At 68.7% G+C, this 22,531-nt stretch carries 25 protein-coding genes; 13 read left to right on the top strand and 12 right to left on the bottom strand.

Annotated elements, in window-relative coordinates:
• Positions 1-2: 2 nt before the first annotated feature.
• The 5 genes from ACFPQ9_RS38015 to ACFPQ9_RS38035 are packed head-to-tail and all read right to left on the bottom strand — an operon-like array spanning position 3 to position 4,948.
• Positions 3-920, bottom strand: a complete 918-nt coding sequence (locus ACFPQ9_RS38015; RefSeq protein ID WP_380863566.1) for an ROK family protein — start codon at positions 918-920, stop codon at positions 3-5.
• Entirely contained in the window at positions 920-1,699 is a 780-nt protein-coding gene (locus ACFPQ9_RS38020) for a glucosamine-6-phosphate deaminase (RefSeq protein WP_380863568.1), read from the bottom strand. Before ACFPQ9_RS38020 ends, ACFPQ9_RS38015 begins: the two co-directional genes overlap by 1 nt.
• A 1-nt stretch (position 1,700) precedes the next feature.
• Complete coding sequence (gene ptsP, locus ACFPQ9_RS38025; protein WP_380863570.1) at positions 1,701-3,389, bottom strand: phosphoenolpyruvate--protein phosphotransferase; 1,689 nt, start codon at positions 3,387-3,389, stop codon at positions 1,701-1,703.
• On the bottom strand, positions 3,386-3,652 hold the full coding sequence (locus ACFPQ9_RS38030) for an HPr family phosphocarrier protein (RefSeq protein ID WP_380863573.1): 267 nt from the start codon (positions 3,650-3,652) through the stop codon (positions 3,386-3,388). The genes ptsP and ACFPQ9_RS38030 overlap by 4 nt, the downstream gene beginning before the upstream one ends.
• Before the next feature lie 45 nt (positions 3,653-3,697).
• Positions 3,698-4,948 (bottom strand): PTS transporter subunit EIIC, encoded by a 1,251-nt coding sequence (locus ACFPQ9_RS38035; RefSeq protein ID WP_380863575.1) that lies wholly within the window; start codon positions 4,946-4,948, stop codon positions 3,698-3,700.
• Between the two features lie 313 nt (positions 4,949-5,261).
• Here ACFPQ9_RS38035 and ACFPQ9_RS38040 point away from each other — a divergent pair, with 313 nt between their 5' ends.
• From ACFPQ9_RS38040 to ACFPQ9_RS38065, 6 genes are all read left to right on the top strand, one after another.
• Positions 5,262-5,990: a GntR family transcriptional regulator gene (locus ACFPQ9_RS38040; protein ID WP_380863577.1), complete on the top strand. Its 729-nt coding sequence runs from the start codon at positions 5,262-5,264 to the stop codon at positions 5,988-5,990.
• 414 nt (positions 5,991-6,404) lie between these two features.
• The gene (locus ACFPQ9_RS38045) at positions 6,405-6,638 is read left to right on the top strand and encodes a PTS sugar transporter subunit IIB (protein WP_380863579.1); all 234 of its coding nucleotides are present in this window, start codon (positions 6,405-6,407) and stop codon (positions 6,636-6,638) included.
• The gene (locus tag ACFPQ9_RS38050) at positions 6,635-7,099 is read left to right on the top strand and encodes a PTS sugar transporter subunit IIA (RefSeq protein WP_380863581.1); all 465 of its coding nucleotides are present in this window, start codon (positions 6,635-6,637) and stop codon (positions 7,097-7,099) included. The genes ACFPQ9_RS38045 and ACFPQ9_RS38050 overlap by 4 nt, the downstream gene beginning before the upstream one ends.
• Entirely contained in the window at positions 7,099-7,860 is a 762-nt protein-coding gene (locus tag ACFPQ9_RS38055) for an HAD family hydrolase (RefSeq protein WP_380863583.1), read from the top strand. Before ACFPQ9_RS38050 ends, ACFPQ9_RS38055 begins: the two co-directional genes overlap by 1 nt.
• The gene (locus tag ACFPQ9_RS38060) at positions 7,857-8,873 is read left to right on the top strand and encodes a Gfo/Idh/MocA family protein (RefSeq protein ID WP_380863585.1); all 1,017 of its coding nucleotides are present in this window, start codon (positions 7,857-7,859) and stop codon (positions 8,871-8,873) included. Before ACFPQ9_RS38055 ends, ACFPQ9_RS38060 begins: the two co-directional genes overlap by 4 nt.
• Entirely contained in the window at positions 8,870-9,898 is a 1,029-nt protein-coding gene (locus ACFPQ9_RS38065) for a Gfo/Idh/MocA family protein (protein ID WP_380863587.1), read from the top strand. The genes ACFPQ9_RS38060 and ACFPQ9_RS38065 overlap by 4 nt, the downstream gene beginning before the upstream one ends.
• A gap of 212 nt (positions 9,899-10,110) precedes the next feature.
• On the opposite strand, the gene ACFPQ9_RS38070 is transcribed toward ACFPQ9_RS38065, so the two are convergent.
• Positions 10,111-10,437, bottom strand: a complete 327-nt coding sequence (locus tag ACFPQ9_RS38070) for a putative quinol monooxygenase (RefSeq protein ID WP_380863589.1) — start codon at positions 10,435-10,437, stop codon at positions 10,111-10,113.
• Between the two features lie 20 nt (positions 10,438-10,457).
• Positions 10,458-12,044, bottom strand: a complete 1,587-nt coding sequence (locus ACFPQ9_RS38075; RefSeq protein WP_380863591.1) for an FAD-dependent monooxygenase — start codon at positions 12,042-12,044, stop codon at positions 10,458-10,460.
• A gap of 136 nt (positions 12,045-12,180) precedes the next feature.
• Between ACFPQ9_RS38075 and ACFPQ9_RS38080 the strand changes: the two genes are divergently transcribed.
• A complete protein-coding gene (locus ACFPQ9_RS38080; protein WP_380863593.1) occupies positions 12,181-12,738 on the top strand; it encodes a TetR/AcrR family transcriptional regulator in 558 nt (185 codons plus the stop codon).
• 63 nt (positions 12,739-12,801) lie between these two features.
• Here ACFPQ9_RS38080 and ACFPQ9_RS38085 read toward each other — a convergent pair whose 3' ends face one another.
• From ACFPQ9_RS38085 to ACFPQ9_RS38100, 4 genes are all read right to left on the bottom strand, one after another.
• On the bottom strand, positions 12,802-14,463 hold the full coding sequence (locus tag ACFPQ9_RS38085) for a flavin-containing monooxygenase (RefSeq protein ID WP_380863595.1): 1,662 nt from the start codon (positions 14,461-14,463) through the stop codon (positions 12,802-12,804).
• 170 nt (positions 14,464-14,633) lie between these two features.
• A complete protein-coding gene (locus ACFPQ9_RS38090) occupies positions 14,634-15,050 on the bottom strand; it encodes a nuclear transport factor 2 family protein (protein ID WP_380863597.1) in 417 nt (138 codons plus the stop codon).
• On the bottom strand, positions 15,047-15,544 hold the full coding sequence (locus ACFPQ9_RS38095; RefSeq protein WP_380863599.1) for a cupin domain-containing protein: 498 nt from the start codon (positions 15,542-15,544) through the stop codon (positions 15,047-15,049). The genes ACFPQ9_RS38090 and ACFPQ9_RS38095 overlap by 4 nt, the downstream gene beginning before the upstream one ends.
• Positions 15,545-15,782: 238 nt before the next feature.
• A complete protein-coding gene (locus ACFPQ9_RS38100; protein WP_380863601.1) occupies positions 15,783-17,003 on the bottom strand; it encodes an RNA-guided endonuclease InsQ/TnpB family protein in 1,221 nt (406 codons plus the stop codon).
• Between the two features lie 25 nt (positions 17,004-17,028).
• On the opposite strand from ACFPQ9_RS38100, the gene tnpA reads away from it, so the two are divergent.
• Positions 17,029-17,445 (top strand): IS200/IS605 family transposase, encoded by a 417-nt coding sequence (gene tnpA / locus ACFPQ9_RS38105; RefSeq protein WP_380863603.1) that lies wholly within the window; start codon positions 17,029-17,031, stop codon positions 17,443-17,445.
• Between the two features lie 79 nt (positions 17,446-17,524).
• On the opposite strand, the gene ACFPQ9_RS38110 is transcribed toward tnpA, so the two are convergent.
• Positions 17,525-18,265, bottom strand: a complete 741-nt coding sequence (locus tag ACFPQ9_RS38110; RefSeq protein ID WP_380863605.1) for an IclR family transcriptional regulator — start codon at positions 18,263-18,265, stop codon at positions 17,525-17,527.
• A gap of 189 nt (positions 18,266-18,454) precedes the next feature.
• On the opposite strand from ACFPQ9_RS38110, the gene ACFPQ9_RS38115 reads away from it, so the two are divergent.
• From ACFPQ9_RS38115 to ACFPQ9_RS38135, 5 genes are all read left to right on the top strand, one after another.
• On the top strand, positions 18,455-19,225 hold the full coding sequence (locus ACFPQ9_RS38115) for an SDR family oxidoreductase (protein ID WP_380863607.1): 771 nt from the start codon (positions 18,455-18,457) through the stop codon (positions 19,223-19,225).
• Positions 19,225-19,728: a cupin domain-containing protein gene (locus ACFPQ9_RS38120; RefSeq protein WP_380863609.1), complete on the top strand. Its 504-nt coding sequence runs from the start codon at positions 19,225-19,227 to the stop codon at positions 19,726-19,728. The genes ACFPQ9_RS38115 and ACFPQ9_RS38120 overlap by 1 nt, the downstream gene beginning before the upstream one ends.
• Positions 19,725-20,672: an alpha/beta fold hydrolase gene (locus tag ACFPQ9_RS38125; RefSeq protein ID WP_380863611.1), complete on the top strand. Its 948-nt coding sequence runs from the start codon at positions 19,725-19,727 to the stop codon at positions 20,670-20,672. The genes ACFPQ9_RS38120 and ACFPQ9_RS38125 overlap by 4 nt, the downstream gene beginning before the upstream one ends.
• Positions 20,669-21,601, top strand: coding sequence for a DODA-type extradiol aromatic ring-opening family dioxygenase (locus ACFPQ9_RS38130; RefSeq protein ID WP_380863613.1), 933 nt, complete (start codon positions 20,669-20,671; stop codon positions 21,599-21,601). The genes ACFPQ9_RS38125 and ACFPQ9_RS38130 overlap by 4 nt, the downstream gene beginning before the upstream one ends.
• A gap of 168 nt (positions 21,602-21,769) precedes the next feature.
• Complete coding sequence (locus ACFPQ9_RS38135) at positions 21,770-22,504, top strand: glycoside hydrolase family 16 protein (protein ID WP_380863615.1); 735 nt, start codon at positions 21,770-21,772, stop codon at positions 22,502-22,504.
• The last annotated feature ends 27 nt before the right edge of the window (positions 22,505-22,531 follow it).

Below are 22,531 nucleotides of genomic sequence, written 5' to 3' on the forward strand. Positions count from 1 at the left end.
GCTCAGCTCCCCCGGGCCGGGGCCGCCCCGATGGCTGTCGCGGCGTACAGTGCCGCTCCGAGCAGCCCGGCGTCCGCACCGAGGGGGGAGATCTCGACGGCGGGCGCGGTCCGCCAGGCCAGTCCGCGTCGCAGGCTCCGGCGGACAGGTGTCGTGAGGCAGGATCCGGCCGCCGTCATTCCGCCTGCCAGGACGATGCGTTGGTGATCGAGCAGGAGGGTCGAGGTGACCAGCGCCCGGCCCAGGGCATCTGTCGCTTCGGCCCAGATACGACCGGCATGGGGATCGGTGTCCAGGCGTGCGCTGATGTCGGCGGCGGTGTCCGCACGGTTGCCGGTCCGGCGGTAGCGGCGCACCACAGCGCCGGCTGCGGCGTATGCCTCGACGCATCCGCGCTGGCCGCAGGCGCACAGTTCACCATCGGCGTGGACAGGGATGTGACCGAACTCCCCGGCAATGCCGCTCCCGCCTCGTATCAGACGGCCGTCACTGACGATGCCTGCGGCCAGGCCGGTTCCGAGCACGACCACGAGGAGGTCGCTCACGTCGGTGCCGAGCCCGAGCTGCCGCTCGGCCACGCAGGCAGCCCTCACGTCGTGCTCGAGCACAACGGGCAGGTGGACGGCGTCAGCCACGGCCGCGGCGAGGGGCGTGTCGCGCAAGCCGAGGTTGGCGGCGTAGCGGATGACTCCGGTCTCGGTGTCGACCAGCCCGGGCGCGCAGAGGCCGACGGCCCGCACGCCGGGACGGATGAGTGCCGTCGCAGCCTGCACGACTGCGGCGACGACGGCGTCCTGTCCTTTCGAGGACGGCGTGGGGAGGCGCAGGGTTTCGGCGGCGATCCCGTGGGCTTCGTAGCGGGCTGCTTTGATCGTGGTGCCGCCGAGGTCGACGGCGACCACGTGTGCGGGGCGTGTCATCAGTACCTTTGGCCGACGGGCTTGTGGCGTGCGATGCAGCGGTAATAGGCCTTCTGTGCCAGCCGTGAAGCCGCCAGTTCGTCCACCACGACGGTGACGTGGGGGTGCAGTTGGAGGACCGAGGCAGGGCAAGCCGCCGTCACCGGGCCTTCCACGGCGGCCGTCACCGCGCCGGCCTTGTGCGGGCCGGTGGCGATCAGTACCAGGTGGGATGCCTGGCCGATCGTGGCGAGCCCTTGCGTGATGACGTGGCGGGGAACATCGGCGATGCCGCCGAAGAAACGTGCGTGCTCACGGCGGGTGTCGTCGGTGAGGGTCTTGAGCCGGGTACGGGAGGCCAGCGAAGAGCCCGGTTCATTGAAGCCGATGTGGCCGTTGACGCCGATGTCCAGCAACTGGAGGCCGACCGGCCCCGCCTCGGTCAGGCGCTGCTCGATGCGGCGGGCTTCGGCCGCGGGGTCGGGTGCCGTGCCCGAGGGCAGGTGGAGCCGTGCGGGGTCGAGGTCGACATGATCGGTCAGCTCGCGCCGAATCTCCTGCGCGAGGGCTTGCGGATCCAAGGCCGGAAGTCCCACGTACTCGTCGAGCAGGAAAGCGTCGACGCCGCTGAAGCTGAGGCCCTCGTGGCGGTGGCGGCGGGCGAGGTCGCGGTAGACCTGAAGGAGCGAGGAGCCGGTGGCCAGTCCAAGCGTGGTCACGCCGTCGGCCAGCGCCTGCTGGACGATGCCGGCGGCCGTGCGGCCGGCCGCATAGGCGTCGGGGCGGATCACCACCTCCATCTCACCGTCCCTCCCGGTCGTGGGCGGCCTTGTGGAATGCGTCGCTCATCTCCCGTGCGGTGGCACGTGCGATGGCAGGTGTGGGGGCGTCGAGTGCGGCGTCCGCCAGGCTGCGGCAGTGCTGGAGTGTGAGCTGGGCCAGCGCGTCGCGGACGGCGGCGACAGCCGGGGCGGCCATGGAAAGGCTGCTCACTCCCAGGCCGACCAGGACGGGGGCCAGCAGCGGGTCCGCGGCCGCTTCTCCGCACACACCCACTGGGCGCTCCAGCGCCGCGCCGGCGCGGCACACGCCGGCGACGAGGGTGAGCAGGGCGTGCTGCCAGGGGTCCAGGAAACGGCCGAGGGTGCGGGAGGTGCGGTCGGCGGCCAGGGTGTACTGGGAGAGGTCGTTGGTGCCGATGCTGGCGAAGTCGACGTGCTGGAGCAGGCGGTCGGCGTCGAGGGCAGCAGAGGGTACTTCGATCATGATCCCGACAGACTGCACGCCGAAGCCGCGGGCGAGGTCGGCAAACTGGGCGGCTTCCTCGGCGGTGGAGACCATCGGTGCCATGACCCTCATCTGCGCGCCGGTACGGCGTTGGGCCGTGACGAGCGCCTGAAGCTGGGTCACCAGGATGTCGGGACAGTGTGCGGCCGTACGCAGTCCCCGGATCCCGAGGGCGGGGTTGTCCTCCGAGGGCAGAGACAGGAACGGCAGGGGTTTGTCGGAGCCCGCGTCCAGAGTGCGCACCGTCACCGGGCGCCCGTCGAAGGCGGCGAACACTTGCGAGTACGCCTGGATCTGTTCCTCGAGCGTGGGAGGTTCACGGCGGTCCAGGAAGAGAAATTCGGTGCGGAACAGTCCCACGCCTTCGTTGTCGGACTGCGCTGCTCGGGCGACGTCCGCGAGGGTGCCGACGTTGGCCGAGAGCGTCACCGCGTGCTGGTCGGCCGTACGGCCGGGTCCCTTGGCCCGCGGTTGCCTGCGCTCGAGCGCGGCCTCGACGGCCCGTTGCCGGCGGTGGGCCGAGGGGTGCGGCTCGACGGTGCCGGCCTCTCCGTCGAGGAGGAGGAGCGTGCCGTTCGGCAGGGTCGCGGCTTGGGGGCATCCGACCACGGCGGGCAGGCCGAGGCTGCGGGCGAGAATGGCGGTGTGGCCGGTCGGGCCGCCCTTTTCGGTGAGCAGACCCATCACATCGCGTCCCGCCAGTTGCGCGGTGTCGGCCGGGGACAGGTCCTCGGCAGCGAGGATGAACGGATGTCCGGGCCGGGGGATGCCAGGCATGGGCACGTCCAGCAGGAGCGCGACGGCCCGGTTGCGGATGTCGCGCAGGTCGGCCGCGCGTTCGGCCATGTAGCCGCCGGTTTCCTCGAGTTGGGCGCAGTAGGCGTCGATCGCGAGGGAGAGGCTGTGAGCAGTGGGCGTGCCCTGACCGATGTGGTCCGCGGCGGCTTGAACGAGAGCGGGGTCGCGGGCCATGGTGGCGCCCGCCTCGAGGATCTCGCCTGCGGTTTTGTCGGTCGCGATGGTGCTCAGCTGTTCTGCCACCTCGGTGAGCGCTTCACGGACGCGCTGTACTTCGCGAGCGGGGTCGGCCCCCGGTTCTTCCCCGGGGTCGGTGACGGCAGGCGGCGTCATGCGGACCATGGGTGCGCATGCCAGTCCGGGGCTGACGCCGTAGCCGGTCATCGTGACGAAAGCAGGGCTCACGCGTCGAGCTCCTTGCCCAGCAGGTCGGCCAATTCGTCCAGGACGGCCTCGGCCTGTTCGCCCTCTGCGGTCAGGGTGACCTGGTCGCCGTGACGGGCGGCGAGCGTCAGGACGCCCAGCACGCTGTCGGCGGGCACCGGAAGCTTGCCCTCGATGGCGATCGTGACCGGCAGGGGCGCCCGGGAGGCGGCCTGGACGAAGGTGGCGGCCGGCCGTGCGTGCAGGCCACTGCGGAAGCCGATGGAGACGACGCGCTGCGCCATGGATATGGGTTCCTTTCGAAGGGGTCGGGTGTGGTCCGCAGCCGGTCAGGCCACGGATTGCGGTCGGAGGTCCTGATCGGTCTCCGGGTTGTCCTGGGTGTCGTCCTCTCGGCCGGGGGTGCGCAGGTTCCAACGGCGGATGACGAAGCGGAACAGCACGTAGTAGAGGACGGCGTAGCCCAGGCCGATGGGGATCAGCAGGAGAGGGTCGGTGGCCTTGCCCCAGTTGAGGGCGTAGTCGATGAGTCCGGAGGAGAAGGTGAACCCGTGGTGGATATCGAGGGCGTTGACCAGGGCGAGCGAGGTTCCCGTCAGCACGGCGTGGGCCAGGTACAAGGGCCAGGCGACGAAGAGGAAGGCGAACTCGATCGGTTCGGTGATGCCGGTGAGGAAGCTGGTGAGTCCGGCGGTGAGCATGATCCCGCCGACGGCCTTGCGGTGCTCGGGGCGGGCCTCGCGCCAGATGGCCAGGGCGGCGGCGGGAAGGGCGAACATCATGATCGGGAAGAACCCGGTCATGAAGATGCCCGCCTCGGGATCGCCGGCGAAGAACCTGTTGAGGTCGCCGTGGGCGCCCTGATAGTCGCCGATGATGAACCACACGACGGAGTTGAGGATGTGGTGCAGGCCGAGCGGGATGAGCAGCTTGTTCGCGGTGCCGTAGATGCCGCCGCCGATGATGCTGTTCTCGTCGACGGCCTCGCCGACCGAGGTGAGGCCGCTGTTGAACAGGGGGTAGATCAGGCTCATCAGGACCCCGACCACCAGTGCGGTGACGGCGGTCAGGATGGGTACGAGTCGACGGCCGCTGAAGAAGCCGAGATAGGGCGGTAGCACGGTGCGGTAGAACCGCTGCCAGAGCATGGCGGCGAGCAGACCGATGACGATTCCGCCGAGGACCCCGAAGTTGACGACGGCCTGCTCGCCCGCCAGGTCCTTCTTGCCCTCCAGGACGACCGGGGACATCGCGGTGAAGACACCGTCGAGGACGAGGTAGCCCACTACCGCCGCCAGTGCTGTGGAGCCGTCCGCCTTCTTGGCGAACCCGATCGCGATGCCGACGGCGAAGATCAGCGGCAGGTGTGTGAACAGGGCTCCGCCGGCGGCGGAGATCACGTGGGCGGTGTCCTTCAGGGCGGAGAACCTGCCCAGGACATCGTCCTGCCCCAGTCGGAGCAGCAGACCCGCGGCGGGCAGTGTGGCGATCGGCAGCATCAGGCTGCGGCCGAGTTTCTGCAGGCCGGCCAGGCCCGGACGGCGGCCTGTGGATGTGGACGTGGATGTGTCGGTGCTCATGGCGGACCTCGAAGGGTGAGCGGAGGCAGGGGCGCGGAGAACCGGGGAATGCAGCAGCGCGGGCTACTGGACCAGCCGATCCCCGCTGGTACTGTCTGGTCATGACCAGTTGCCCCACAGAATGGCCCCGAAGTCAGGGCATGTCAATGCCCCGGAAACAGCAGAAGTCGAGCCCGACACACCGAGGCCATGACCCATCCCCGGCGGGTATGGGCGAACCCGACGTGGATGGCAAGCACCTGCATGCTGCATACTGGTAATAACCAGCCAGGAGGCGTGACCGAGCCTCCTGGGAATCGAGAGTGGGGTCGCAGTGACTGCACAGCGGATCGCCGGCAAGGGCATGCTGCCCAAACACGCGCAGCTGCGCGCGATCCTCGTGGACATGTGCACCAACCAGCTCTCCCCCGGCGACGCACTGCCCAGCGAGCGGAAACTGTGCATCGATCACGGAGTCAGCCGGGTGACGGTGCGCGAAGCCCTGGGCCAGCTCGTGGCGGAGGGCCTGGCCGTGCGGGTGCACGGGCGCGGCACCTTCGTCGCCGAACGGACCCACCGCTCAGAACTGGGCCTGGCCTCCTTCCATGAGGACATGCGCCGGCTCGGCCTGGAGCCGGGCACCGTGGTGCTCTCCATCAACAAGGAGCTCCCGACGCCGGCCGCCGCCACCGCCCTGGGGATGACCGAGGGGCAGCAGGCCTGGCACGTCCGGCGGCTCCGGCTGGCCGACGGGACCCCCATCTCCGTCGAGGACGCCTGGTACGACGCACAGCTCCTGCCCGACATGGACTCGGTCGACTTCACGGCGTCCGTCTACGACACCCTCGACTCCCGATTCGGATATCCCGTCGACCGCGCGGAGCAGACCGTCGGAGCCGGCCCGGCGTCCACAGAGACAGCCGCACTGCTGGGCATCCCCAAGGGCACTGCCGTCATGTACTTCGACCGCATCGCCTACAGCGGCGAGCAGCCCGTCGAGCACGCATACTCCTGGTTCCGCGCCGACCGCTACCAGCTGCACATGACGCTCACCGACCACTGACCCTTCCGCGTGCGCCGATACGGCCCAAGGCCCCCTCACCTGAGCACACGGAACGACAACATCCCCTGACCCCCAGAACTAGCCAGGGCACCCACGGTCGCGTTTGTCGGATACGCCAGCGCCTACCTCGCGACTGGCATCGCCTTCGCCGCAAGGGTGCAGGGCGCATGGTGAGCGGTGAGCCCAGAGAGCAGGTCGGGACCCCCCCCGGCCGGGCCCGCAACCACTCGCCGATCACATAGCCCGTTCAGGGCCACGCAACACCCAAATTATTGACATGTCCATGCCTCATTTGCCACCAGATCCGCCACCCGCTATCTTCTGGTCACTACTGGTCATAACCAGTAGTGAAAATCAAAGGCTCCGGTGTCCTACGAGGCGCCGGTCGGCACGCTCATCCATCGAGAGGCACACATGTCCGCAAAAGCGCGGTTGATCATCGAAGGGCTCGGCGGTGCCGGGAACATCGCCGACATCGAGGCCTGCATCACCAGGCTTCGCACCGAGGTGAACGACACGGACACCGTCGACGTCAGCGCCCTCAAGAAGGCAGGGGCTCTTGGAGTCCTCGTCTCAGCCGGTGTCGTACAGGTGGTCGTGGGCCCGGAGGCGGACTCCCTGGCCGAGGACATCAAGGAGCTGCTGTGAGGCTCGCGGTCCATGCCCCGCTGTCCGGGACCCTCGCAGCGCTCGGCAAGGTCCCGGACCCTGTCTTCGCCGCTCAGATGGTGGGCTCGGGAATGGCCGTGGAGCCCCCCGGCGATGCGGGGCCCATCGATGTCGCAGCCCCTGTCACCGGCCAGGTGGCCACGGTGCGCCCACACGCCTTCGTCATCCGCACCGGCGGCGGCGCGGCCGTCCTGGTACACCTGGGCATCGACACCGTTCGGCTGAACGGGGACGGATTCCGCACCCATGTCACCGAAGGGGAACAGGTCGAGGTCGGCCAGAATGTGATCACGTTCGACCCCGGCGCGGTTCGCGCGCGCGGTCTGTCCGCGATCTGTCCCGTCGTCGTCCTCGACAGCGCGCCCGGTTCCGCGCAGGCGCCGTCGGTCACCGGACCGGTGCGGGCCGGGGCGCTGATGTTCAGCTGGGCGGCGTCGTGATGTCCACCGGCCGCGGCTTTCCGCACCAGCGGGGCGCATACGGTTCGCCCACCCGGGACCGGTGCGAGGCGGTCCTGCTGGACCTGGACGGAACCCTCGTCCTCAGCGAAGAGGTCCACCGCCTCGCCTGGCAGGCGTTCTTCGACACCTGGGGCGTCACAGTGACCGACGCCGACTACGAGCAGCACTACATGGGGCGACGGCCCAGCGACGTCATCACCGGCGTTCCCGGACCCTGGACAGGCACCGACGCCGCAGCCGTGCTGTCCACGATGACCGCCTTCACCCTGGAACACGCCGGCAGCGTCAAGGTCGTGCCCGGCGCGGCGGCGCTCATCCAGCAGATACGCGTGAAATACCCCGTGGCCGTCATCACCAGCGCCGGCGCCCCGTGGGCACAGCACCTCCTCGACAAGGTCCTGGGTATACGGCACCTGGTCGACGTGGTCGTCACTTCCGAGGACACCACCACGGGCAAGCCCTCCCCCGAAGGCTATCTGAAGGCCTGCGCGGCCCTGCGCGCGCGGCCCGAACACTGCCTGGCCTTCGAGGACTCGCCCTCCGGCGTCCGCGCCCTGGTCGCCGCAGGCGTGCGGGACATCGTCGGCGTCACCACCACCACCGACGCGGCGGACCTCACCCGCGCCGGAGCGTGCTGGACCGTTCCCGACCTCACCTCCGCCCGCGTGCGCAGCATCCGTAGTGCCCTCCGAACACGCGGTGCGGCAGGAAGAAGCAACGATGAGGAGAACCGAGCATGAGCAGTCTCGATGTGGCCGTGATCGGTGCCGGGTTCATCGCCCGCACGCACGTGCCGGCCTGGATCGCCCTCGGGGCGCGCATCCGCATCTTCTCCACTGACGGCCAAGCCGCCCTGCTCGCCGAGGAGTTCGGCCTCACCGAGGCAGCTTCCCTCGAGGAGGCCCTTGACGGGGCGGCAGTCGCCGATCTCTGCACCCCCACGACCACCCACCACGACATCGCCCTGGCCGCGTTCGAGGCTGGGGCCCACGTCCTGTGCGAGAAACCGCTCGCCCTGACACCCCAGAACGCCCAGCACATGGCCGACGCCGCCGAGGAAGCAGGACGCCTGCTCTACCCCGGACATGTCGTGCGGTTCTTTCCCGCCTACACGCGCCTCTTTGACGCCGTCACCTCCGGGGCGCTCGGGCGCGTGGCAGTGGCTCGCTTCACCCGCGCCGGCCGCTATCCCACATGGAGCAACTGGTTCGCCGACCCCGCCCTGTCCGGAGGCATCGTCACCGACCAGATGCTCCACGACATCGATATCGCCCGGTGGCTCTTCGGCGACGTCGTCAGCATCCACGCCACCCAGCGCGGCAATCCCACCGCCCCCGACGGGCCCGTGGCCGCCGGAGGCGCCACCCTCACCCACGAATCCGGCGTGATCTCGCAGGTCCTGGGCATATGGGGCCCGCCTGCCACCCCGTTCCGCTACACCTTCCACATCGCCGGCTCCGACGGCACCCTCACCCACGACTCGCTCGCCCACCCCTCGCTGCGCGCGAGTGGCCACCCCGCCGCACAGGGCGACGGTGTACCGACGGGTGACTTCGGTGAAGACCCGTTCGCCACGCAGATACGCGAGTTCGCGGCCGCGTTCCAGGGCGGCCCCCCGCCCCGGGTCAGCGCCCACGACGGCGTCGCAGCCGTCCGTATCGCCGCAGCAGCGCGGCAATCCGCGGCCACCGGCCTCGCCGTCGCGATCGACGACACGTACCCGCACCCGCTCGTGGAGGAAAACCACCGATGAAGGTCGCCGTCCTGTCCCTCGCCCATGTCCACGCAGCGACGTACCTGCGACTGCTGCGCGACCGCTCCGACATCGAACTCATCACCGCAGACCCCGACGCCGACCCCGAAGACCCCTCACGTGGCAAGGCGCTCGCCGACGCGTTGGGCGTCTCCTACCGCTCCAGCTATGAAGCAGCCCTCGCCGAACAGCCTCGTGCCGTCATCATCACCAGTGAGAACACACGCCACCGGCCGCTCGTCGAAATGGCGGCAGCGGCAGGCGCTCACATCCTGTGCGAGAAGCCCCTGGCCACCACGGAGCCCGACGCCCTGGCCATGATCGAAGCCTGCGAAAAGGCCCACGTCAGTCTCATGACCGCCTACCCCGTACGCTTCCACCCGGCCTTCGCCTCCCTGCGGCACAGCCTCACGGACGGCTCACTCGGCCGGCTTCTGAGCGTCCACGGCGTCAACAACTCCTCCCCGCCCGCGCTGGAACGCTCCTGGTTCGCCGACCCCGTACTCTCCGGAGGCGGCGCGGTCATGGACCACACCGTCCACATCGCCGATCTCCTCGACGTCCTCCTCGACGGCGAACAGCCCACACACGTCTACGCGGTCGCCAACGACCACCTCTCCCCCGCCCACGACGAGGCCGTGCAAGGCGTCGAGAGCGCCGGCCTGATCACGATGACCTATCCGGGTGGCCTGGTCGCCACCATCGACTGCAGTTGGAGCCACCCCGCCACCCACCCCACCTGGGGCGGGCTGAGTCTCACTTGCGTCACCGAACGCGCCCAGGTCGAGTTCGACGCCTTCCCACCCCTCCTCACCGGCTACGACACCACCCATTCCACACCCCGTTGGGAACCCACCGCCGTCGATCTCGACGCCGCCATGCTCAACAGCTTCCTCACCGCCGCCCGCACCGGCCAACGCGCCCACCCCGACGGATACGCAGGTCTGCGCACCCTGCGCATCGTCCTCGCCGCCTACGAATCCCTCGTCACCGGGCAACCCTCGGCTATCCCGAAAACAGCCTGATTGGAGAGAGACAGGTGGGCCGGCGAGTTCATCAGCGGCGTTCGGCGTGCGGCCGGCTGGAGCACACCAGAATGCCTGCTGGTGTCTTTGTTGCGTGGTGACGGACAGCTTGCCAGTGTCGATGTGTGGCTACTGCCGAGGTCCCTACCGCTTGCGGCTCGCGACATGTTCGTTGATGGCACCCAAGCGCAACGGGACTTCATTGATAGTGCCTAGGACGGTGGAACCGGGAGCAGGTCCATGGTCTGCCAGCCTTCGCCGGGGACGGTGGCCATGAGTATCTTCGGGGTTTCGACCAGTGCTTGCGGCCACTCCCGCTGGATCTTCGGAATGAGCGGCGAGGTGAGGTGGTCCGCGACTCCGGCCTCCTGGTGGCCTTCCAGCAGGAAGTACACGCAAGGGTCGTCGACGCTGCGTGCCCACCAGAACCAGGCGTTGTGCTCCTCACTCCTGGTGGCCTCGGTGAATTCCTCGACGAGGGCGGGCCAGCGTTCGGTCCACTCCGGCCGGACGTGAAAACGGATGGCGATCGTCAGCATGTTGCTCCTTCGGTCATTCCTCAGACGAACCATGTGCTGAGCCAGTCGGCCAGCAGGGCCGGGTCACCGGCGGCGGCGAGATAGGCGTCGGGCCGGATCAGCAGCAGGCCTGGGCGCGCGGCCAGGTCAGCGGAGATCTGCGCGTCGTGGCCGCGCAACTGGGGCTGGTCGGCGGCGACCTGGATGTGCCGGACGGCGAGGACGCCTTGCCACGGGCGCAGTTGTGCTGGGAGCGTGCGCAGGTCGTTGTCGGGATCGGTGCTGACCAGCGTGAGCCTGCCCAGGTCGAGAAGCTCGTAGAGGCGGGTCACAGTCCCCGACTGATAGGTGCTTACGAGGATCACGTCGGCGTCCGGCACGCGGTCTCCGGCACGCAGCCGGCCGTGCCCCCCGCCGCCGTGGGCGAGGGGGCCACCACGGTAACTGGCGCCGACCTGACTGAGCCGCATGGTCGCCTTGTTCTGTACGCGGTCGGTGCTCAGCGCGGCGGGGGCGACGCGGGTGATCAGGCCGTGGACGAGAGAACTGGTGGAGTTGAATGCCTTGGTGGCGGTCTCGGTTGTCCGGACCAGCTTGCTGATCAGTGGGAGCCGGTCACTCTGGTACGTGTCCAGCAGTGCGTGCCTGGCCTGCCCCGCACGTACCAGTGCCAGCTTCCAGCACAGATTGATCATGTCCTGGATTCCGGTGTTCATGCCCTGTCCGCCTGCGGGGCTGTGCACATGGGCTGCGTCACCCCCGAGGAACACGTTGCCGACACGCAGGGTCGACAGGTGACGGCTGTTGATGAAGAACCGGGAGCTCCAGCTCATGTCGGACACGTGGGCGGGCACGGGCATGACGTGGTCGCAGACGCGTTGCAGGTCGTGCAGGGCGGGTGTGTCGGCGTCGCCGGCCTCGGCGTACGGGTCGGTGGCCATGAGGCGGAAGCGGCTCTTGCCCATGGGGAAGACCGCGAGGAACCCGTCGGTGGCCAGGAAGATCGACATCTCGTCCTCGGGGATGTCGCTGTCGAGGTGCAGGTCGGCCAGCAGGTAGCGCTGGGTCAGTGAGGAACCCTCGAACGGCAGCCCGAGTCTGCGTCGCACACTGCTGTGCGCGCCCTCCGCGCTGATGAGGTACTCCGCGTCGAGGTCCTCTTCCGCTCCTTGAGCGCCCTTCAGCACTGCGCGGACTCCCGCCTTGGGGTCGGAGTCGTCCTGGGTGAAGGAGACGAGCTCGGTCCCCCATTCGACTTCTCCACCTTGCCGACGCAGTCGCTCGGCCAGCAGCCGCTCGGTCTGCGACTGGGGCAGCAGCAGGAGGGAGTTCAGGCGGCCGGGTATGTGCTGGAAACGGACCGTGGCCAGCTTCCTGCCCCGGCCGTAGATCGACGTCCCGCCGGCCAGTTGCCCTGCGCGCACCATCTGCTCGCCCACGCCACGCGGCTCCAGCAGTTCGATCGTGCGGGCCTGCACGGCAAGGGCCTTGGAAGTGTCGGACGGACCGGGAGATCGATCGACGATCCGGACGGGCACGCCGAGCCGGGACAGTTCGACAGCCGCGGTCAGACCGGTGGGGCCCGCCCCGACAACCAGAACGGGACGAACGCTGCTCGCCTGCTTCATCGCTGGCTCCCAACCCATAAGTCAACAATCGGTGACTTCGACGCTAGCGAGGGACCATCGGCAAGTCAACAGGTGGTGACTTAGATGCCAGCGGGCTCTGTCGACAAGTCAACGATCATTGACTTATGCTCGTCGCATGGCTCGACGTCCCCGCAACCCCGATGCCACGCGAGCCGATCTCCTCGCCGCTGCGCGGACCCACTTCGCGACCCACGGCTACGAGCGCACGACGATGCGCGCCGTCGCCGCCGACGTCGGTGTCGACCCGGCTCTGGCCATTCGCTACTTCGGCAGCAAGGAAGGCCTGTTCGCCGCAGCGGCCGAGTTCCACGTGCCCCTGCCCGATCTCACGTCCGTGCCGCCTGATGCGTTGGCCGCGCTGCTGCTGCCGCACTTCTTCGCCGTCTGGGAGCAGGACAAAACCTTCCTGGCGCTCCTGCGTGCCGCCGCCACAAATCCGACCGCCGCGGCCAAGATGCGCGAGGTGTTCGTCACCCAGGTCGCGCCGGCCCTGTCATCGGCCACCCGAGACCACGGCGCCGAACGCGCCGCGCTCTTGGGAGCATTCGTCATCGGCCTCGCGACCAGCCGTTACATCCTGGCCACGCCCGGCATCGCCGACATGAGTCATGAAGACCTCGCCCGCTGGACCGCGCCGGTCATACGGCAGATCCTGGCCGGTCAACCCGACTGAGGCGACTGACTCGACCGAGCAGACCCGACCCACCCGACCGACCCTCGACCGATCCGACCACTGTCACCCGGAATGCCCTCCGGGCTCCTCGGAGTGCTCCAGGAGGCGTTCGGCCTGGCCCGGCGCCGCACTCCAGGGATCCGTGGACCGCGACTGCGCAGGTCCGGACGTCGGGTCGCCATGCCTCCCCGGGCCGGTGTCGGTCTGACGTAGCCGTGCCAGAAGCCTCGGCATGACACGTCGGTAGGCGGCTGGATTGACCGGGTTGATCCAGTGGGAGGCCCGGACGAACCGGCTGATGTTCAGGTCCAGGTCGTCCAGGATCTCGTCGACGTTGTGCATCGAGAACGGGATGATCTTCGTTCCGCGGCAGTGATGCGTGTCGGTCGCGACGTCCATGAACGCGAGTTGATCGACCACTGCCCTGCGACGTGCCTCCGTCGCCGGAAGCGGCAGTTGGCCGGCGAGGTCGGCGGCGATCCAGACGGCGGCCATCTCGGCGTTGAGGGGGCTGAAGAACGACGAGTTGTAGCCGTTGAAGTACAGCCCCGGGACGTCGAGTGGGAGGACCTGGCGGTAGAGCATGAAGTTGCCGCGTTCGTCGAGCAGCCGCTGTTCGATGTCGGGGTCGAGGAACGGCACCGCCTGGGTGAATCCGGTGGCACAGACCACGAGGTCGGCGGGCAGTACGCGGCCGTCCGCGAGTTCCGCCCGGGGGCGGCCGTCCTGGGCGAGGAGCCTGACGATGGTCTGGTCGCGGTGCACGGTGATGGAGCCGTCGGCGACGCCTTCGTAGAATCCCTCCGTGCCCAGGCCGATGGCGCCTTTGACGATGTCCTCCATCCTGCCCCTGGGAACCAGTCCGGCCTGTTCGAGCCCGTACTGCCGGACGGCGACCGACCCAATGGAGTTGATCATGCGGCGTCGCAGCCCGTCGCCGGGGCCGTGCAGGAACTTCTCGACGCCGCGCAGGACCCGGTAACGGAACAGCGCCTCGCCCAGCCGGGTCAGCAGCAGGAGCTTGAAGTTCAGGACTCCGGCGATTCTGCGCGGCACCTTCCACAGCATCTGCCGGGCGATGACGTCCGTGCTGACCGCCACCTGGCTGATCGGTACGGCCACGTCGCAGGCGGACTTGCCGTATCCGACGACCAGTGCGTGCTTGCCACGGGCCTCCTCGGCATCGTGGAACTCCGTGCCCGCGCACAGCCGGCCGCCGGCCGCGGTGAACTCCTCCAGGCCCGGGAAGTGCGGCAGGGCCGGTTCGCAGAACACCCCGTTGGCGACCACCAGTCGGTCGAAGAGCATGGTCCTCTCAGCCGACAGCGACAGCGACAGCGGCGATGGCTCCGGGGACGAGGACGAGGACAAGGACGTGTCACGGACGGTGACCGCCCAACAGCCGTCCGCAGGCCGGGCCTTGACCACTTCAGTGTTCAGCCTCAGATGTTCGTCGAGGCCGAACTCCGTTGCGTAGGCGGCGAAGTAGCGCTGTACCTGCTCCCCGTTGGGCCACTCGGGATAGTCCGCGGGCATCGGGAAGTCAGACAGGGAGTACTGCGCCTTCGGGCTCTGCGTCGAGACACCCGGATAGCGGCGGGTGCGGCTCCATACCCCGCCGACGTCGGGGGTTCTGTCGAAGACGACCACATCGTGGCCCAGCTGCTTGAGCACCTTGGCGGTACTCAGCCCGGCGACTCCGGCGCCGATGATCCCAATCCTCACGCGACTCTCCTCTGTGGCTCAGGGGCTGCTCGCCTGCCGGCACTGCTGCCGTGCCGTGCGGCGGCGCACATCGAAAGGCATGCGCACGACGGCGCGACGTCGACTCGCAGGCTTGCCCGACGGATGCCGAGCGCTCCGGTCGGGCGTATCTCCGCCTGCCACAAACCCGTTCAGACGGGCGGTGGGGCCAGCGCGGGTGAGATGTCCATGTGAACGCGATAGTCGATGATCTTTGGGGCTCCGGCGCCGGAATCGGGCGCGAGCCCGATGACGGTCACGCACGGCATGGCCACCGTGCCGTCCTCAAGCGCCACTTCGATGGTGAAGCGGCAGAAGAGCTGGTCGCCGAACTGGGCGATCTGGTCGATGTGGTGGCGGACCGGCGGAATCGAGGCCACCGCGCCTGCCGTGGCGGCGACGATCGCGGCGCGGCCGTGTACGGGAGCGCTGTTGCCGAAGCGGTAGTAGGCCGTGTCCGTGAAGTAGGAGCCGAAGCGCTCGAATTCGTGGGCGTCGACGGCGGCGCACATGTCGCGCACCATCTTGTCCCTGTCCGCTGCTGCGGCGCCCGTCCGCGTGCCCGTCACGAGGGCCTCTCTCCCTTGTCCAGGAGGGACAGGCCGTGCTTCTTCATGACCTCCGCGACCTTGGCCATGTCCCGTGGGCCGGGAGGGAGCGCGCTGAGATCCCGGTAGTAGTTCTCGAGGCCGGAGGGAGAGACCACGGCGATGACCCGTCCCTCGGCCTCGCCCTCGTTGTAGAACATGTGGGGCACACCGCGGGGCATCAGCAGGACCGAACCGGGAGACAGGCGGTGCACCTGCCCGGCCAGTTCGACGGTGACCTGGCCGGCGACGCAGACGAACAGTTCGTCCTCGCGGCTGTGGATGTGGGTGGGCGGGCCGCCCAGGCCGGGCGGGACGACGTACTCGAACAGCGAGTAGGCCCCCTTGGTGTCCTGGCCGGTGAGTTTGACGTAGATGCCCAGGCCGATGGCCCCGACGTTGTCGCCGTCTCCGGGCGCGAGGACCCCCTGCTGTGGGCGCTGCTCGTCCTCGGCCTGCTGTTGGTCCACGTACATGACCACCCTCCTTCACGACCGTCATACGGCCGCCGGCTCTCGGCGCCGCTCGTCTCGGGCTCGTCCGGGCCCAGGAGCGGATCGATGTGGCGCCAGTATGTGTGCCGTCACGCCACGGGAGCAGCGGTGCGTCCCACTGGTCGGGACCCGAGTTGTGCGGGCACCTGAGCAGGCCGACGACGGTCGGTGACTGGCAGGCCGACAACGGCTGGTGATGACCTTTGACGTACTCCCCGCCCTAAAGGGCGGGGATTCCGGCCTGGGTCGTCTGACCCTTCCGGTGGCTTCCTGCTTCAACGCGCTGTGCCGGGACTTTCGCCCTGGTCTTACCTGCGCTCTGCGAGGCGTTTAGCCTGTCCGCCCGCCCGGCGGCCAGGATGTTGCGTGCGGCGTTGATGTCGCGGTCGTGGGCGGTCCCGCACTCCTGACAGGTCCACTCACGGACGTGCAGGGACTTGGGGCCGTCCTTGATCCCGCAGGCCGAGCAGACCTGAGAGGTCGGCTCGAACCGGCCGATCTTCCCGAAGTACCGGCCGTGCTTGGCAGCCTTGTACTCCAGCATCGCGACGAACTGCGACCAACCTGCATCGTGTACGGACTTCGCCAGACGGGTGCGGGCCAGGCCCTTGACTGCCAGGTTTTCCACGTAGATCGCTTGGTTGTCGCGGGTCAGATCCGTGGAGAGCTTGTGCAGCCAGTCGCGGCGCCGGTCCGCCACGCGGGCGTGCTGGCGTGCGACCTTGGCCCGCGCCTTGGCGCGGTTGTTGCTGCCCTTGGCCTTGCGGCTCAAGGTCTTCTGCATCTTCTTGAGTTTTTTCTCGGCCCGGCGCAGGAAGCGGGGGCTGTCCACCTTGGTTCCGTCGGCGAGCACCGCGAAGTGGCCTAGGCCGAGGTCGATGCCGGTCTCGGTGTCCATCTCGGGCAGTACGTCGGGGTTGGTGTCCACGACGAAGCTCATGAAGTACCGGCCCGAGGAGTCTTTGATCAAGGTCATGGAGGTCGGGGCGGCAGGGACGGCGCGGGACCACTTCACGCGGACGTTGCCGACCTTGGCCACGTACACCGTGCCGTTGCCCTGGAGGGAGAACGCGTTGGTGTTGAAGCGGATCGACTGCCGGGTGTCCTTCTTCGACTTGAAGCGAGGCGGCCCCATCTTGGGGCGCTTTCCCTTGAGGCCGTCGAAGAAGTTTTTGTATGCGGTGTCCAGGTCCCGAAGGGACTGCTGGAGGGGCACGGCGGACACGTCGGCGAGCCAGCCCCGTTCCTCGGTGCGCTTGGCCTGGGTGATGTGCAGCTTGGACAGCTCCGCCGACCTTACGAACGGCAGCCCGGCCTCGTACGCCTCTTTCCTGGCGCGCAGGCAGTCGTTCCACACCACGCGGGCGCACCCGAACGCCTGGGCCAGCGCACGGCGCTGAGTGGCGTCCGGGTACACCCGGTAGGAGTAGCGAAGCTGCATAGCTTGATCATAGTACGGTTGGTCTATGGCTACAAACGATGACTTCCGCCGTGGCAGACATGTGGTCTCGGCGATGCATGTCCACTTGGTCTTTGTGACGAAGTACCGACGCGGGGTGTTCAACGACGAGATGCTGACGCGTCTCGAAGAGATCATGCGGAAGGTGTGCGAGGACTTCGAATCGGAGCTGAAGGAGTTCAACGGCGAACGCGATCACGTGCACCTCCTGGTGCACTTCCCGCCCAAGGTCGCCGTCTCCAAGCTGGTCAACAGTCTCAAGGGCGTATCCGCCCGGTTGATCCGCCAGGAGTTCACAGGGCGCATCAACCGGGCGATCATGCACGGCCACCTGTGGTCGCCCTCGTACTTCGCAGCATCCTGCGGCGGAGCACCACTGGCGATCATCCGCCAGTACATTGAGCAGCAGAAACGCCCGCTGTGATCTGCGGGTCAGAGCAGTCCTGAGATGCATTCATCCCCGGCCGAAGGCCGGGGCTTTCTGCAGGAGTCTCGGTAAGTGGTCAGCGGCGCGTGCAGTACGCGCGGGTTGCTGCGGCCGCGGCGAGCCGTACCGCCGGTCCCGCCCGGTCCGCCCGCACCAGCGCGGTCGGGCCCGTGATGGACAGCGCCGCGGCGACCTCGCCCAGGGGGCCGAAGATCGGGGCCGCGACGCAGCTGATCCCGATGTTGCCCTCTTCCCGGTCGACCGCCCAGCCGCGGTGCGGAATCGCCGCCAGCTCGCGTTTGAGGCCCACCACGGTGGTGATCGTGCGTGGTGTCCGGGCCTCCATGCCGGCTTCGACGACTTCGTCGACGACCTCGGGCGCGGAGTAGGCGAGAATCGCGCGGCCCAGCCCGGAGCAGTGCGCCGGGATGAAGCCCCCGACCTGGGAGAGCATCGGCATCGGACGATGTCCGGTGATCTTCTCCACCACCAGCACCTGGGTGCCGTCCAGAATGCCCAGCTGGACGGTCAGCTTGGTGGCGCCGTAGAGATCCTGCAGGAACGGCAGCGCCGCTTCGCGCAGTTCGAGCCGCACCGGCGCCAGGCCGGACAGTTCGAAGAGCCGGTTTCCGATGCGGTAGTACTCCCCCGGCTTGTCCAGCCACCCCAGCCGGATCATCGTCTCCGCCGTGCGGTGGGTGGTCGAACGCGGCAGCCCGCACCGGCGGACCAGGGCACCGAGGGTCAGCTCCCGGTGTGTGGCGTCGAAGGCGCCGAGGATCGCGGCGGCCCGGTCCAGCCCGCCGGACCGGGACACACGATTTCCGGAGCCCTGGTGCCCTCCGCCGTTCGGATCTTTATCCGGGGCCGAGTCCTGCCTGGTGGGACTCACCGTTGGCTCCTCGCAGTCACTTGGCTCACGCTACACCTACCCGACGACAGTCAAGCCGGCCCCAGCGCGCCCCACGGCGGCGGGACGACACATGATCTGGAGGTTGTCATCGTGATGCGAACCGCGTTGGTCGGAGGCGGCGCCACCGGAATCGGCCGCGCAGTCGCCGAGGACCTGGCGCGCGGCGGGCACCGGGTGGTGATCACCGGCCGCCGCGCCGAGGCCCTCGAGACCGCGGCTCAGGAACTGCGGGCGGCCACCGGGGCGCCGGTGCACTGGCTGGTCAACGACATGTCCGCCCCCGATACCGCGGCGCAACTGCTCGGCGAGATCGGGTCTGAGTACGGCCCGCTCGATGTGCTGGTGCTCAACTCCGGAGGCCCCGCGCCCGGCGCTGTTCTCGCTGTCGACGACGCCCAGTGGCAGTCCGCGTTCGAACTCCTGCTCCTCGGCCCGCTGCGGCTCGCCCGCCTGGTGCTTCCGGCCATGGCGCAGCGCGGCTTCGGCCGTGTGGTCTTCGTGACGTCGACCGCCGTGCGGCAACCACAGCCCGGTCTGGCCACCTCGGTGGTGCTGCGCTCGGCCGTCACCGCTGCGGCCAAACTGCTCTCCCACGAGTTCGCGGCCGACGGGGTCACCGTCAACTGTGTGGCCCCCGGTGCCACCGCGACCGACCGGCGGGCCCAGATCCTCACCGCGCGGGCCGCGGCCACCGGGCGTGCCTACGCCGATGTGGTGGCCGAGGACAGCGCCGCCGTCCCGGCCGGCCGGCCCGCCGAGCCCACTGAGATCGCCGCCGCGGTCGCCTTCCTCGCCTCATCCGCGGCGAGTTACGTCAACGGCACCGTCCTGACCGTCGACGGTGGACGAACGGAGACCATCTGATGTCCAGTTCCGGCCCCGACTTCACCATGCCCGACTTCCTCGCCACCGTGTCCGCCGCCGTGCCCGCCGGCTCCCTGCGCCCGCTGGTCGTGCGCGCGGGCGAACTGGAGCCGCTGCCCGCCGACCAGATCCACAATCCCACCCAGCTGTCCATCGCCGGGCGTCTGCCCACCGCGACGTTCGAGATCTTCCGGCAGACGATCCCGGCCGGCGAGAGCTCGGACATGCAACGCCATCACCACGAGACCGTGCACTACGTCATCTCCGGCAGCGGACACAGCGAAGTCGAGGACGAAGCCGTGCACTGGTCCACCGGAGACTTCGTCTACACCCCGCCGTGGACCTGGCACCGCCACTACAACGACTCCGGCGCAGCGCCGGTGGAGTTCCTGACCATCGAGAACTCCCGGCTGCTCAACCTGCTCGGGGTCGGCCGGCGCCAGAGCGCCGGCCTGTCCACCATCGACGCGGCGCGCGCCCGCTTCTCCCAGGAGGATCTGTGACATCCGAGACCGACACGCCGCCCCCCGTACGCCCGCACAGCGACGCCCGACAGAGCGGTCAGCTGCCCGAACACATCAGCGTCTGGGCGGAGTTGGCCGATCTCGATCACGAACTGGGCCATATCGACGTGGACGTGGCCGGACACACCGTACGCACCCGGGTGCTCCGCGCCGGCAGCGGGCCCGACCTCATCCTGCTGCACGGCACGGGTGGCCACCTGGAGGCCTACGCACGTGACTTGGCCGGCCTGGCGGCCGACTTCCGCGTCACCGCGTACGACATGGTGGGGCATGGCTGGTCGGACCTGCCGGACACGCCGTACACCATCGACGTCCTCACCGCTCACCTGATCGGCGTGATGAACGAGCTCGGCATCCCCCGGGCGCATCTGTCCGGGGAATCGCTCGGCGGCTGGGTCGCCGCCTGGGCCGCCGCCCACCACCCCGCGCGGGTCGACCGACTGGTGCTCAACACCCCGGGGAACATCGCCAACAAGCCCGAAGTGATGGCACGTCTGCGTGAGAGCACGATGGCCGCCGTCCGAAACGCCGACGATCAGACGGTACGCCGCCGGGTGGAGTTCCTCTTCCACCACAAGGAGATGGTCACCGACGAACTCGTCGACCTCCGACGCGCCGTCTACACCCGGCCCGGCTTCATCCGGGCCATCACCAACACCCTGGTCCTCCAGGACCCCGAGGTCCGCAAGGACTACGCCTGGGACCCTGCCTGGGTCGGCCGGATCACCGCGCCCACCCTGCTGCTGTGGACCGACCACGACCCCACCGGCGGCCTCGACGAGGCCGAGACCCTGCTCGGCTGGCTGCGCGACGCGCGCCTGCACGTCATCACCGACGCCGGCCACTGGCCCCAATGGGAGAAGGTCACCGCGTTCCTGGCCGCCCACCACGACTTCCTCATCCTGCGCAAGGACCCCGTATGAGCGAAATCATCGGCTTTCTGGGTATGTCCCACTCCCCCTTCGCCACCTTGCTCCCGCCGAATCGGCCGACCGCACCCGGCGGGGTCTTCCTCTCCGACGTGGCGCGCGTGCGACGCGCGGTAGCGGCGATGTCGCCGGATGCCGTCGTAGTGATCGGGCCGGATCATTTCCACGCCAACTTCTACGATGTGATGCCGCCGTTCTCGATCAGTGTCGACGCGGCGGTCGGCTTCGGCGACTACGGCAGCACCCCGGGGCCGCTCCCGGTGTGCGCGGAGCTTGCCTGGCCGATCCGCGAGGGCCTGGACGACGCGGGCTTCGACCTGTCGTTCTCGTACTCGCTCACCGTCGACCACGGCATCGTGCAGAGCTATGAGATGGCCACGGGCGGGACCGAGACCCCCCTCGTGCCCATCGTCGTCAACACCGCCGCACCACCGCTGCCCAGTCTGGAGCGCTGCGCCGCGCTGGGCGAGGCCTTGGGAGCAGCCATCCGCGCTGCGGACTTTCCCGGCCGGGTCCTGGTACTGGCAAGCGGAGGGCTGTCGCACTGGCTGCCCTCCAACGACCCCCGTGACCCTGCCGTCAGCGGCGACAAACGCACGGCCCTGATCCATGGCCGACGCGACCCCCACGCCTTCGCCGAGGCCAGGGAGCCCCGCGTGCGCGCCATGGGCGGGGACCCGACGGCACGCGTGAACGACGCATGGGACACCTGGTTCCTCAAGCAGCTCGGCATCCCCGACCTCGACCCTGTCCTCGCCATGGGGCACGACGGGCTGGAGGCCAGTGCCGGCAGCGGTGGCCACGAGATCCGCTGCTGGCTGATCGGCCATGCTGCCGTCGGACTGCCCCTCGTGTGGACCTCCTACGAGCGGGTCCCAGAGTGGATCACCGGCATGGGCATCGGCACGACCTTCGCAGTGTGAACCCGGCCGCCCATCGGACGGATGGTCAGTCCCGTTCAGCTTCCAAAGGCATGTGCCAGTCCATGCGACGCATCTTGCCAATGAGTGAACAGAACCCTACAGTCCGGCGGCAAGCGGAGCATGGGATCGCTCCCACGCCCCTTCATTCATCCAAGCAATGGAGCCGCGATGTCCCCCACACCTCGCAGGCCGAGCCGCAGACGCATCCTCGGTGCCGCACTCGCCGTGCCGCCCGCACTGTTGCTGGGTGCGCCCACCGCACGGGCCGATTCCTGGGGTTCTCCCGTCACGGTCAATTCCTGGAACAAGATCAATGGAAGGTGGACGGCCAACAACGAACTGCAGACCTACACGCCGGACTGCGTGTGGTACGAGGGCAGCACTCTGGTGATCAAGGCGTACAACGCCGGGGGCGGGCTCTACTACTCGGGCCGCGTGGAGTCGACGGCGCTGTACGGGTACGGCACATACCGCTTCACCGCGAACATGCCCAACGGGCAGGGACTGCTACCAGCAGTATGGGCGGCGTACCTGAACCCGTGGCTACCGGAGTTCGACGCCGCTGAAATCGTGGGGCAGAACCCGAACGTCGTCCACCAGACGTCTCACGACGTCAACAACGTCCAGCAGCAGTTCTCGAGGACGAACTCCTCCGGCTGGACGAACACGTACCACACGTACTCGTTCAGCTGGTTCCCGGACCACATCGACTTCGCCGTGGACGGCACCATCACGGGCACCACCTGGTACAGCACGCCTGCCGGGACGGGCATGCACTTCATCGCCAACATCGCGGTCGGCGGTGACTGGCCGGGCAACCCCGACTCCTCCACCTGGGCCACCGCCGACGGGGCCCGCTACCTCAAGATCTCCTCCATCACCCACACGCCCTACTACCCCTGACGCAAGCCCGCCGAAGCCTCCTTGGGG

It is taken from the genome of Streptomyces coerulescens, assembly GCF_042657965.1.
Lineage (GTDB): Bacteria > Actinomycetota > Actinomycetes > Streptomycetales > Streptomycetaceae > Streptomyces > Streptomyces coerulescens.

Excerpts from the sequence above, each read along its gene's own strand:
- ACFPQ9_RS38015 (WP_380863566.1), bottom strand. The coding sequence starts at position 920 with ATGACACGCCCCGCACACGTGGTCGCCGTCGACCTCGGCGGCACCACG.
- ACFPQ9_RS38020 (WP_380863568.1), bottom strand. The coding sequence starts at position 1,699 with ATGGAGGTGGTGATCCGCCCCGACGCCTATGCGGCCGGCCGCACGGCC.
- ACFPQ9_RS38030 (WP_380863573.1), bottom strand. The coding sequence starts at position 3,652 with ATGGCGCAGCGCGTCGTCTCCATCGGCTTCCGCAGTGGCCTGCACGCA.
- ACFPQ9_RS38035 (WP_380863575.1), bottom strand. The coding sequence starts at position 4,948 with ATGAGCACCGACACATCCACGTCCACATCCACAGGCCGCCGTCCGGGC.
- ACFPQ9_RS38045 (WP_380863579.1), top strand. The coding sequence starts at position 6,405 with ATGTCCGCAAAAGCGCGGTTGATCATCGAAGGGCTCGGCGGTGCCGGG.
- ACFPQ9_RS38055 (WP_380863583.1), top strand. The coding sequence starts at position 7,099 with ATGTCCACCGGCCGCGGCTTTCCGCACCAGCGGGGCGCATACGGTTCG.
- ACFPQ9_RS38060 (WP_380863585.1), top strand. The coding sequence starts at position 7,857 with ATGAGCAGTCTCGATGTGGCCGTGATCGGTGCCGGGTTCATCGCCCGC.
- ACFPQ9_RS38065 (WP_380863587.1), top strand. The coding sequence starts at position 8,870 with ATGAAGGTCGCCGTCCTGTCCCTCGCCCATGTCCACGCAGCGACGTAC.
- ACFPQ9_RS38070 (WP_380863589.1), bottom strand. The coding sequence starts at position 10,437 with ATGCTGACGATCGCCATCCGTTTTCACGTCCGGCCGGAGTGGACCGAA.
- ACFPQ9_RS38075 (WP_380863591.1), bottom strand. The coding sequence starts at position 12,044 with ATGAAGCAGGCGAGCAGCGTTCGTCCCGTTCTGGTTGTCGGGGCGGGC.
- ACFPQ9_RS38080 (WP_380863593.1), top strand. The coding sequence starts at position 12,181 with ATGGCTCGACGTCCCCGCAACCCCGATGCCACGCGAGCCGATCTCCTC.
- ACFPQ9_RS38095 (WP_380863599.1), bottom strand. The coding sequence starts at position 15,544 with ATGTACGTGGACCAACAGCAGGCCGAGGACGAGCAGCGCCCACAGCAG.
- ACFPQ9_RS38100 (WP_380863601.1), bottom strand. The coding sequence starts at position 17,003 with ATGCAGCTTCGCTACTCCTACCGGGTGTACCCGGACGCCACTCAGCGC.
- tnpA (WP_380863603.1), top strand. The coding sequence starts at position 17,029 with ATGGCTACAAACGATGACTTCCGCCGTGGCAGACATGTGGTCTCGGCG.
- ACFPQ9_RS38115 (WP_380863607.1), top strand. The coding sequence starts at position 18,455 with ATGCGAACCGCGTTGGTCGGAGGCGGCGCCACCGGAATCGGCCGCGCA.
- ACFPQ9_RS38120 (WP_380863609.1), top strand. The coding sequence starts at position 19,225 with ATGTCCAGTTCCGGCCCCGACTTCACCATGCCCGACTTCCTCGCCACC.
- ACFPQ9_RS38130 (WP_380863613.1), top strand. The coding sequence starts at position 20,669 with ATGAGCGAAATCATCGGCTTTCTGGGTATGTCCCACTCCCCCTTCGCC.
- ACFPQ9_RS38135 (WP_380863615.1), top strand. The coding sequence starts at position 21,770 with ATGTCCCCCACACCTCGCAGGCCGAGCCGCAGACGCATCCTCGGTGCC.